Annotated in this window: 10 protein-coding genes; 4 read left to right on the top strand and 6 right to left on the bottom strand. The window is 58.6% G+C overall.

Going from position 1 to position 10,415, the window contains the following annotated elements; translation table 11 throughout:
• The first annotated feature begins 38 nt into the window (after positions 1–38).
• The 3 genes from VGC62_RS25510 to gcvH all read left to right on the top strand — a co-directional run bounded on the left by VGC62_RS25510 (position 39) and on the right by gcvH (position 3,323).
• Entirely contained in the window at positions 39–1,655 is a 1,617-nt protein-coding gene (locus tag VGC62_RS25510) for an iron ABC transporter permease (RefSeq protein WP_331189854.1), read from the top strand.
• 155 nt (positions 1,656–1,810) lie between these two features.
• The gene (gene gcvT, locus VGC62_RS25505; RefSeq protein ID WP_331189853.1) at positions 1,811–2,893 is read left to right on the top strand and encodes a glycine cleavage system aminomethyltransferase GcvT; all 1,083 of its coding nucleotides are present in this window, start codon (positions 1,811–1,813) and stop codon (positions 2,891–2,893) included.
• A gap of 46 nt (positions 2,894–2,939) precedes the next feature.
• Positions 2,940–3,323, top strand: a complete 384-nt coding sequence (gene gcvH / locus VGC62_RS25500) for a glycine cleavage system protein GcvH (RefSeq protein ID WP_331189852.1) — start codon at positions 2,940–2,942, stop codon at positions 3,321–3,323.
• Between the two features lie 204 nt (positions 3,324–3,527).
• Here the strand turns inward: gcvH and VGC62_RS25495 are convergent, their stop codons facing one another.
• From VGC62_RS25495 to VGC62_RS25475, 5 genes are all read right to left on the bottom strand, one after another.
• Complete coding sequence (locus VGC62_RS25495; protein ID WP_331189851.1) at positions 3,528–3,845, bottom strand: DUF2388 domain-containing protein; 318 nt, start codon at positions 3,843–3,845, stop codon at positions 3,528–3,530.
• Between the two features lie 77 nt (positions 3,846–3,922).
• Entirely contained in the window at positions 3,923–4,369 is a 447-nt protein-coding gene (locus tag VGC62_RS25490) for an NfeD family protein (protein WP_331189850.1), read from the bottom strand.
• A 10-nt stretch (positions 4,370–4,379) separates the two neighbouring features.
• Positions 4,380–5,318, bottom strand: a complete 939-nt coding sequence (locus VGC62_RS25485; RefSeq protein ID WP_331189849.1) for an SPFH domain-containing protein — start codon at positions 5,316–5,318, stop codon at positions 4,380–4,382.
• Positions 5,319–5,474: 156 nt separating this feature from the next.
• Positions 5,475–7,259, bottom strand: coding sequence for a GspE/PulE family protein (locus tag VGC62_RS25480; protein WP_331189848.1), 1,785 nt, complete (start codon positions 7,257–7,259; stop codon positions 5,475–5,477).
• A gap of 109 nt (positions 7,260–7,368) precedes the next feature.
• Complete coding sequence (locus VGC62_RS25475) at positions 7,369–7,716, bottom strand: hypothetical protein (protein ID WP_331189847.1); 348 nt, start codon at positions 7,714–7,716, stop codon at positions 7,369–7,371.
• A 162-nt stretch (positions 7,717–7,878) separates the two neighbouring features.
• Between VGC62_RS25475 and VGC62_RS25470 the strand changes: the two genes are divergently transcribed.
• Positions 7,879–8,349: an Lrp/AsnC family transcriptional regulator gene (locus VGC62_RS25470; RefSeq protein WP_331189846.1), complete on the top strand. Its 471-nt coding sequence runs from the start codon at positions 7,879–7,881 to the stop codon at positions 8,347–8,349.
• A 29-nt stretch (positions 8,350–8,378) separates the two neighbouring features.
• On the opposite strand, the gene VGC62_RS25465 is transcribed toward VGC62_RS25470, so the two are convergent.
• Positions 8,379–10,415: aminotransferase (locus VGC62_RS25465; RefSeq protein WP_331189845.1), on the bottom strand; the 2,037-nt coding region annotated here is incomplete at its 5' end.

Genomic DNA, 10,415 nt, shown 5'->3' with positions numbered 1-10,415 from the left:
CTACATGGGTTCACCGTTTGTCTTACGAGTCTTACGCCTTGGCCCATCCCGCCCAGCGCCGCTGGTACCCACTGGTTTTCACCATCGCCGCGTTGGTGCTGTTGCCCCTTAGCGTCTTGCTGTTTTCCTGGCAAACCATCGATCTGGAAATCTGGTCGCACCTGTGGGAAACCCAGATGCCACGCCTGCTCGGCAACACCTTGACCCTGGTGGTGGGTGTCGGCATTGGCGTCACGCTGCTTGGCGTCAGCCTGGCGTGGCTGACAAGTCTGTGCGAGTTCCCCGGTCGGCGCTGGCTGGACTGGGCACTGATGCTGCCATTCGCGATCCCCGCCTACGTGTTGGCGTTCGTCTTTGTGGGCCTGCTCGATTTTGCCGGCCCGGTGCAAACGCTGCTGCGAGAGTGGTTCGGCAGCGGCTTGCGCTTGCCTCGGGTGCGCTCTACGGGCGGGGTGATCATCGTGTTGGTGTTGGTTTTCTATCCCTACGTCTACCTGCTGGCACGCACGGCGTTTCTGGCTCAGGGCAAAGGCTTGATGGAAGCGGCGCGAATGCTCGGGCAGACGCCGTGGCAGGCGTTCTGGCGCGTGGCGCTACCGATGGCGCGGCCAGCGATTGGCGCAGGTGTGGCGCTGGCCTTGATGGAGACGTTGGCCGACTTCGGTGCCGTGGCGGTGTTCAACTTCGACACTTTCACCACTGCCATTTACAAAACCTGGTATGGCTTCTTTAGTCTGTCGACGGCGGCGCAACTGGCGAGTTTGCTGCTGTTGGCGGTGATGTTGGTAGTGTACGGCGAGCACCGGGCACGCGGCGCCAGCCGTCCGATCAATGAACGACCGCGTGTCCAGGCGTTGTATCACTTGCGCGGTGTGAAAGCCTTGGCGGCGACGTTTTGGTGTGGGCTGGTGTTCGTTTGCGCTTTCGTGGTGCCGATGTTGCAACTGATGGTATGGGTCTGGCAGCGAGGCCGTTTCGATCTGGATGAGCGCTACGCCGGGCTGATCCTGCACACTCTTTATCTGGGTGGTATTGCAGCGTTGGTCACCGTGAGTGTGGCGTTGATTCTGGTCTTCGCGCGGCGACTGGCACCTACGCAAGGCATCCGCATGGGCGTCGGCCTGGCGAGCATCGGTTATGCGCTGCCGGGATCGGTCCTGGCGGTGTCGATCATGCTGGCGTTCAGTTACCTGGATCGCGAACTGGTGGTGCCGCTTTCGAGCTGGTTCGGCGGAGCAGGCAAGCCCTTGCTGCTCGGCAGCCTTGCAGCATTGGTGTTGGCGTATCTGGTGCGATTTATCGCGGTCGCCTACGGCCCTCTGGAAAGCAGTCTGACGCGTATTCGGCCTTCTTTGCCGGAGGCAGCACGCAGCCTCGGCGTCAGCGGGCCACGGCTGTTCTTCACGGTGTATTTACCATTGCTGATGCCGGGCGCCCTGAGCGCAGCGCTTCTGGTGTTTGTTGATGTGCTCAAAGAGATGCCTGCCACGCTGCTCATGCGTCCATTCGGATGGGACACCTTGGCCGTGCGAATTTTCGAAATGACCAGCGAAGGCGAGTGGGCGAGGGCCGCATTGCCGGCGCTGACATTGGTGCTTGTGGGTTTGCTACCAGTGATTGGCTTGATCAGACGTTCGGCTCGACCGATCGGCTAGGTGCGGGGTCACAACCTTGCGGCTACAATGCGCCGCAATCGGTGCGGTCTGTCAGACGTTTCGGCATGCTTACAACGGCGATATACCCCATTTTACGGGGGGCTTGCTCGCGTTTTGGCTGTCTGCATCTTCGCCACGCCCGGAAGGAGAAACCCATGGGACAGCGTACGCCGCTCTTTGACCTGCACCTCGCCCTAGGCGCGAAGCTGGTCGATTTTGGTGGTTGGGATATGCCGTTGCACTACGGCTCACAAGTCGAAGAGCACCATCAGGTGCGTCGAGACTGTGGGATTTTCGACGTGTCGCACATGCGCGTCATCGACGTTTGCGGCAGTCAGGCAAAGCCCTGGCTGCAACACTTGCTGGCCAATGACGTCGACAGGCTCAAGCAAATCGGTCGCGCCTTGTACAGCGCGATGCTGGACACCGATGGCGGGATCATCGACGACATGATCGTCTATCTCACCGACAACGGTTACCGATTGGTGGTCAACGCGGCCACCGGTGCCAAGGATCTGGCCTGGATGCAAGTGCATCTGGACGGCTTCGACGTGCAACTCAATCAGCGCTCCGAACTCGCCATGCTGGCGATTCAAGGCCCGCACGCCCGGCAGAAAATAGCCGAATTGGTGACCCAGGCCCGTGCCGAACTTATCTATCAGCTCAAGCCGTTCGAAGGCCGTGCCGACGGTGACTGGTTCATCGCGCGTACCGGCTATACCGGTGAGGACGGCCTGGAGATCATTCTTCCCGCCGGGCAGGCCCCCGGTTTCTTCAACGACATGGTCGGCGCCGGTATTTCCCCTATCGGCCTCGGCGCGCGCGATACCTTGCGTCTTGAGGCGGGTATGAACCTCTACGGTCAGGACATCGACGAGCACGTGTCACCGTTGGTTTCGAATATGGCCTGGACCGTTGCGTGGCAGCCTGTCGACCGGGATTTTATCGGACGCGCTGCGCTGGAGGCCGAGCAGGCAGCAGGTGCGGTGTCGAAACTGGTGGGGTTGGTGTTGGAAGAACGCGGCGTTTTGCGTGCGCATCAGGTGGTCCGTATAGCGGAAGTTGGCGAAGGAGAGATTACCAGTGGTAGTTTCTCTCCTACGCTAAGCAAGTCGATTGCCTTGGCGCGTGTTCCAATGGCGACCGCTGACCGTGCCGAGGTGGAAATTCGCGGCAAGTGGTATCCGGTTCGCGTGGTACAGCCGACGTTCGTGCGTCACGGCAAGCCCCTAATTTAAACTCCCTGGCGGGTTTCTCCGCTGACTTGATGTAGAGGATGACTAAATGAGCAATATTCCCGCCGAACTGCGTTTCGCCGAAAGCCATGAATGGGCAAAGAAAGACGGTGATCTGATCGTTGTCGGTATTTCCGACCACGCTCAAGAAGCGTTGGGTGATGTGGTGTTCGTCGAACTGCCGGAGATCGGCAAGGTTTTCGTGGCTGGCGACACCGCAGGCGTGGTTGAATCCGTAAAAGCGGCGTCCGACATCTACTCGCCTGTGGGCGGTGAGGTGGTTGAAGTCAACGAAGCCCTGAGCACCTCGCCGGAAGGGCTGAACAATACGCCTTACGACTCGTGGATCTTCAAGATCAAACCGAGCAACGCTGATGCTGATCTGGCCAAACTGCTGGATGCTGCGGGTTACAAATCTGCGATTGGCGAGTAAAGGCGTGTAGACCTGCGCTCTTCCTGAACGATGCATCAGTCTGTAGGAGCCAATTTATTCGCGAGACGTCAGACCTGACGCCGCGTCGGCCTCTCGCCAACACGTTGGCTCCTACACATCCGCGTTTGTCGTGCGACGTTGTGTCAGTCCAAAAAAATGCCGCTCGATTGAGCGGCATTTTTTATGCTGTACGCCAATAGCGACTTACTGCTCAGCTACCAGATTCTTCGCCAGGATCGCATTCGCCAGGTCCATGTCCGAAGCGTTCAGGCTGGGATTGTCTTTGCGAACCTGTTCCATTGCCGCTTCCAGGAATGGACCACGGATTTCGCCGTTGCTCGCGACGAAGCTGCCAGCATCATCTTGTGCCGCAACGATCAGTTTGTGATGCCTGAAGGTCAGGTAGGTCGAACCGGTAGTCGCGCCCGACGAAATCACTTCGCGCAAAAAGCCGTCAGCCATTGCTGAACCGACCGGGAGCGAGAGCAAGGCTAATGTGGCGATAGCAAGTTTAAGACGCATGACGGGGTTACTCCGAGTTTGGCTGTTCTGAGACGATTTGATACGTTGAGCGGGTGAGTAGTTCCGTAGTGGCATATTCACACTGTTTCCACTTTCAAAATCGCGCCCTCTTGGCTCACCACACGCACCTGACTTCCCACTGGCACATCCGGGCCGATCACCATCCATACGCCGTCATTGACCTTGATCTTGCCGCGTCCACCGATAATCGCGTCATGAACAGTAAAAGTGTGCCCGATCAACTCCTGGCCGCGCATGTTCAAGCCGGGTTGATCCGATTGCCGGATGACGGTGCGCTGACGGCGCCACCAGTACACTGCGGTCAGCACCGATAACACCGCGAACAGCAAAAACTGCAGCTCCCACGCCATGCCGGGAACGATGTACGTGAGGATGCCGACTGTCGCAGCGGCAACGCCGATCCATAGCAGATAGCCACCGGCGCCAAACACTTCAAGAATCAATAGCGCCGTGCCCAGTGCCAGCCAGTCCCAGAACGACAGGTTTTGCAGATAATCCAGCATGCCCTCCACCTCAGACCTTCTTGGTCGGCGCAGATGCAGGTGTGCCGAACGTGGCTTTGACGATTTCGCCGATACCACCCACGGCACCGATCACCTGGCTGGCCTCCAGCGGCATGAGGATCACTTTGCTGTTGTTGGCCGACGCCAGTTTGCCCAGCGCGTCGATGTATTTCTGCGCGACGAAATAGTTGATCGCCTGCACGTTGCCGTTTGCAATCGCTTCGGACACCACCTGGGTTGCTCGGGCTTCCGCCTCGGCCTGACGCTCCCGGGCTTCGGACTCAAGGAACGCTGCCTGACGGCCGCCCTCGGCTTCGAGGATTTGCGCCTGTTTTTTACCTTCGGCGGTCAGGATCGCCGACGCTCGCAGGCCTTCGGCTTCCAGAATTTGCGCCCGCTTGATCCGCTCGGCTTTCATCTGTCCGGACATCGCGGCCATCAGATCGGCAGGCGGGCTGATGTCCTTGATTTCAATGCGGGTGATCTTGATGCCCCACGGCGAGGTCGCTTCATCGACAGTGCGCAGCAGTTTTTCGTTGATGTTGTCGCGCTGGCTGAGCATCGCGTCCAGCTCCATTGAGCCCAGCACGGTACGAATATTGGTTTGCAGCAGATTGCGCACGGCGTGTTCGAGATTGTTGACCTCGTAAGCGGCCTGAGCGGTATTGACCACTTGAAAGAAACACACCGCGTCAATCTGCACCGTGGCGTTGTCGGCCGTGATGACTTCTTGCGGCGGGATGTCGAGTACGCTCTCCATGACGTTGATCTTGCGCCCGATGCGGTCCATCACCGGCACGATGATGTTCAAGCCTGGTTTGAGCGTATTGGTGTATCGACCAAAGCGTTCGACCGTCCACTGATAACCTTGCGGCACGACCTTAAAACCCATGAATACAATGGCGATCGCCAGCGCGACAAACAGTAAAACCACACTACCGATTTGCATAACCTTTCCCTGTTGGTGGTTGATCAAAGTACATCTGCGCGTCATTTAGGCAGAAAGCGTCCATGAGCGCCGATGTAACCTGAAATACATCTATACAAAATGTGGCAGGCCGCGTGGCGGCAGGCCTCGCTCCAAGAGGCACTAAATGCTAGACCGTCAGCGTTGCTCACTCTGTGGCGTCACGCGCAGTACTTCTTCAAGCGTAGTCAAACCGGCTGCAACTTTCTGCGCACCGGACAGACGCAGGCTGCGCATGCCATCTTTGAATGCCTGCCGACGCAGGGCGGTGAGGTCGAGGTCTGAGACAATCTGCGATTTCACCGCGTCCGACATCAGCATGATCTCGTACACCCCGGCGCGGCCTCGATAACCTGTGTCGCGGCATTCTACGCAGCCCACCGCACGATGAGCCCCTGTGGGCACTGGCGCCTGCCAAGGGCGAGTCAGCGTTTGCCAGTCAGCCTCGTCCAGCTCCACCGGGGCCTTGCAGTGCGGACACAGCGTACGCACCAAACGTTGCGCCATCACGCCAAGGATCGTCGCTTTGAGCAAGTAATGCGGCACACCCAGCTCCAGCAGCCGACTGATCGCGCTGGGCGCGTCGTTGGTGTGCAGCGTCGAGAGCACCAAATGCCCGGTGAGTGCCGCCTGGATCGCCATTTCGGCGGTCTCCAGGTCGCGGATCTCGCCGATCATGATGATGTCCGGGTCTTGCCGCATCAGCGCTCGCACGCCGCTGGCAAAAGTCAGGTCAATGTTGTGCTGCACCTGCATCTGGTTGAATGCCGGCTCGACCATCTCGATGGGGTCCTCGATGGTGCAGAGGTTGACTTCCGAGGTCGCCAGTTTCTTGAGCGTGGTGTACAGCGTCGTGGTTTTGCCAGAGCCGGTGGGGCCGGTGACCAGAATGATGCCATTGGGTTGTCGGGTCATGTCCTGCCAGCGGCGCAGGTCATCGTTGGAAAAGCCCAGTTGGTCGAAGTCCTTAAGCAACACTTCCGGGTCGAAAATCCGCATGACCATCTTTTCGCCGAACGCTGTAGGCAAGGTCGACAAACGCAATTCGACTTCGCCGCCATCAGGTGTCTTGGTCTTGACCCGCCCATCCTGCGGCTTGCGCTTTTCCGCGACGTTCATCCGCCCAAGGCTTTTCAGGCGACTGACGATTGCCATGTTCACTTGCGTCGGGAATTGATAAACGTTGTGCAGCACGCCATCGATACGAAAGCGTACGGTGCCTTGTTCGCGGCGCGGTTCGATATGGATGTCGCTGGCGCGCTGCTGGAATGCGTACTGGAACAGCCAGTCGACGATGTTGACGATATGCGCGTCGTTGGCGTCGGGTTCTTGATCGCTGGCGCCGAGCTTGAGCAACTGTTCGAAGTTGCCCAGGTTGCTCAATTTTTGATCGGTTGCGTTGGCGCCGCTTACCGATTTTGCCAGTCGATAAAACTCGACGGCCAAGCGCTGTATGTCGACAGGATTGGCGACGACGCGCTTGATCGGCAGCTTCAGCACATGGGCCAGGTCGGCTTCCCAGGCGGTGACGAAAGGTTGCGCACTGGCAATGGTTACGGCGTCTCGGTCTACTGCCACGGCCAGAATCTTGTGGCGTTGCGCAAAGGCATACGACATCAAGGGGGTCACGGCGGTCACGTTGATTTTCAGCGGGTCAATGCGCATGTATGGCTGACCGGCCTGTTCGGCCAACCAAGCGGTCAGGGTTTCGAGGTCGAGTTTTTTTCCGGGCCGCTGGAGGTTGTCAAATTGCTGGGTCGCGAGGAATTCCAGCGGGTGGATTTGTGCGTTTTGCGCACTGCGGCGCAAGGTCAGCGCTTGTTCGGCGCTGTCCTGATCCATAAATCCTTGCGCGACCAGATCGCGCAACAGGTCGTTCAGATCCAGCCAGCGGTCCTGAGATGATGAGGCGAGGACGGACATGCGGGCTCCTTTGGACGAGACGGCTTACTTCGGTAAGCAAGAGTAGTCCCAAGCGTGCCAGTTGTTGCGTCCTGCATGCGAGTAAGCGTTGCCAATATTTTCCAAATACTCAACCGACCGCGAGTGACGCGGGCTCAGATAGGACGTGGATATCGGGAGTCGGTTCCAGCTCCACCGAGCAAACATTGATCAGGCTGCGCATTTTTTCGCCAATTACCTGTGCGCGATGCCAGGTCAAGCCGCCAATTTCAGCTTCGATCATCAACATGCCGTCTTGTTGCAAAACGCTGACGTGTTGCGGGGTCAGGTACTGCATCGCAAACAGGTTGAGTACCCGGCAGATCAGGTCAGGCTCGGCTTCGGCAAGCAACTGATAACGAGCGCGGCAGTGTGCGTTACTGGCTGACCAGGCATCCGGGCGCTGCGGGGCATGATGAACGGCTTCGAGATGGGACATGCTGGACGCTCCTTCTTAGGCGCGGGGTTGAATGGCCGCAATGACGTGGCCTTAATGCGGTAAAGTTTTGCACCCTTGAGCCGGTATTTCTGATCTATGATCGATGTGTTTTGCCGTATTTCGAATTATTAATGTGTAAATAGCGGGTATTGAGAATTGGCTATGCATATCGAGCTGGATGCGTATGACCGCAAGATACTTGCGCTGCTCCAAGAGGACGCCTCGTTGTCTAGCGCGCAAATTGCTGAAGCGGTGGGGTTGTCGCAGTCACCGTGTTGGCGGCGGATTCAGCGAATGAAGGACGAAGGGGTGATTCGGCGGCAGGTGACGTTGCTTGATCGCAAGAAGATTGGCCTGAACACGCAGATCTTTGCCGAGGTGAAGCTCAATGCTCACGGGCGTTCGAATTTTACCGAGTTCACCGAAGCCATTCGCGGGTTCCCGGAGGTGCTGGAGTGCTACGTGCTGATGGGGTCAGTGGACTTTCTGCTGCGCATCGTCACGCCGGACATCGAGGCCTATGAGCGGTTTTTCTTTGAGAAGCTGTCGCTGGTGCCGGGAATTCAGGAAGTGAACTCGACCGTGGCTTTGTCGGAGATCAAATCGACAACGAGTTTGCCGATTGTGCGGTGAGCAACGGGCAGCCAGGTTGGCTGGATGAGTCATACCAACTCGTTCAACACCTTCGACACAGTGTCGACAAAGAAGTCCACGCTACGCTGAGTGGTGACCATCGGCGGTTTGATCTTGAGGATGTTCAGGTAGTCACCCGTGGGCTGCATGAAGATGCCCAATTCACGCAGGCGATCGCACAGGTAGGTGGTTTCCTCAGTGGCCGGCTCCAGCGTCTGGCGATTGCGAATCAACTCGACGCCCAGATAAAACCCCATCCCGTGTACAGCGCCGACCAGCGGATGTTTATCGATCAAGGCTTCAAGCCGCGCTTTGAAATATCCGCCCACTACTTGGGCGTTTTCCCACAGACTTTCTTCTTCCATGACGTCGAGTACGGCCATGCCGATCCGACAACTGACCGGGCTGCCACCTGACGACGAGAAGAAATAGCCTTCGGCCTCCAGCGCCTCTGCGATCTCCCTGCGGGTGATGACTGCGCCCAGTGGATGGCCGTTACCCATGCCTTTGGCCATGGTGATGATGTCCGGCACCACGTCTTGCTCTTCAAAACCCCAGAAATAAAGACCCAAACGGCCGTAGCCGACCTGTACTTCATCGGCAATGCACACGCCGCCTTGCGCGCGAACTTGTTGATAAACCTGCTTCAAATACCCCGGCGGCAACGAAATACCCCCTGCGTTGCCATACACTGGCTCGCAAATGAAGCCCGCCACCTGGCGCTTTTGCTCAGCCAGTTTCGCCAGATGGGCTTCGACGCTGCGAACGTATTCCGGCCCACTGCCCGGCCCACGAAACTCACCGCGATACGTGTTCGGCGCCGTTACCGGATGCACCCAGTCGGGCCGCGTGCTGAGCGCCTTCGGGTTGTCGGCGATGGAGGTGGAAATGGCGTCCGTCGCCACAGACCAGCCGTGATAAGCCTCCAGCACACTCAGGACATCACGCCCGCCGCTGTAGGCCCAAGCCAGGCGAATCGCCAGATCATTGGCCTCAGTACCGCTGTTGACCAGAAACACTCGATCCATGCCATCTGGGGCCAGCGTTAACAAGCGCTCGGAAAACTCGGCGATGGCTGCGTAATGAAAGCGCGAGTTGGTGTTGAGTAATGACCACTGCCGGCTGGCGACTTCGGCCATGCGTGGATGCCCATGGCCCAGTACCGCCACGTTGTTGAGCATGTCCAGGTAGGAGCGTCCCTGCATGTCGATCAGGTGATTGCGCCAGCCGCGCTCGATCTGCGGCGGCGCGGTGTAATAGTGCTTCTGCGAACGGGCGAAGCTGGCATCACGGCGTGCCAGCAATTGAGCGGAATCGTCCAGCGCGGGCGCATCACAATCAAAGCCTAGAATGTCCGCTGGCGACGGACACAACGCGCGCCACGCTGGCGCCCAGGACGGCGTGGCGAACAACGGAGGGCTGAGCAACGGGTCCCGGCATACCTGCACGATTAACGAACCTGCGCCCAGCCCGATGACATCGCCAGCACTCAACTGCGTGCCGGAATCGAAATCAGAACTCACACCCCAAAGACGAAGCACCTCTGCGGCACCGACCAGCACCAGCGCGGCATCGGCCGTGCGTCGAACGACGCCGGCAAACGGTGCGTGAATGGGCGTCGCATCAGGTATTTGCAACTCGACGTGCAATGCGAACGTATCAGGCTCGCTGGCGCTGTCCGGTTGGGTCCGCGATAGGCGATATTCGCCATAACGGCTGGATGCTAGCCCGTTGAGGTGCGCAGCCTCTTTAAGCAAGCGCTCATCGACGCCGCTTTGTTCCCAGTTCCCGGCCACGAAATGCTCACTGAGCACGCCCAGGTCGACCGAAGTTACGGTCTGTCCGCTTAGCGTCGGCAGCAAAGGCCGGCAGATTTCAGTGTGTACGGGCGGCTCAAGCAGGCCGACCGCGCTCAAAATCGCCGCTTCCATCAACGCCATGGGCACTGAAGTCGCGACGTCGAAGATGTTCCACTCGCTCTGCAGATTCGCCTGAATGTAAGCGTTGTCGGGGTCGATACTGGCTTGCTGTTCACTGCTCAGCACCAAAACCGCCGAGCGGGCGAC

It is taken from the genome of Pseudomonas sp. (assembly GCF_036404235.1).
Lineage (GTDB): Bacteria > Pseudomonadota > Gammaproteobacteria > Pseudomonadales > Pseudomonadaceae > Aquipseudomonas.
The sequence above is the reverse complement of the archived record's forward strand: the minus strand, read 5'-3'. Positions and strand labels throughout refer to the sequence as shown.

What these genes read in the sequence shown, in the direction of transcription:
- gcvT (WP_331189853.1), top strand. Translation starts at nt 1,811, where the DNA reads ATGGGACAGCGTACGCCGCTCTTTGACCTGCACCTCGCCCTAGGCGCG.
- gcvH (WP_331189852.1), top strand. Translation starts at nt 2,940, where the DNA reads ATGAGCAATATTCCCGCCGAACTGCGTTTCGCCGAAAGCCATGAATGG.
- VGC62_RS25495 (WP_331189851.1), bottom strand. Translation starts at nt 3,845, where the DNA reads ATGCGTCTTAAACTTGCTATCGCCACATTAGCCTTGCTCTCGCTCCCG.
- VGC62_RS25490 (WP_331189850.1), bottom strand. Translation starts at nt 4,369, where the DNA reads ATGCTGGATTATCTGCAAAACCTGTCGTTCTGGGACTGGCTGGCACTG.
- VGC62_RS25485 (WP_331189849.1), bottom strand. Translation starts at nt 5,318, where the DNA reads ATGCAAATCGGTAGTGTGGTTTTACTGTTTGTCGCGCTGGCGATCGCC.
- VGC62_RS25480 (WP_331189848.1), bottom strand. Translation starts at nt 7,259, where the DNA reads ATGTCCGTCCTCGCCTCATCATCTCAGGACCGCTGGCTGGATCTGAAC.
- VGC62_RS25475 (WP_331189847.1), bottom strand. Translation starts at nt 7,716, where the DNA reads ATGTCCCATCTCGAAGCCGTTCATCATGCCCCGCAGCGCCCGGATGCC.
- VGC62_RS25470 (WP_331189846.1), top strand. Translation starts at nt 7,879, where the DNA reads ATGCATATCGAGCTGGATGCGTATGACCGCAAGATACTTGCGCTGCTC.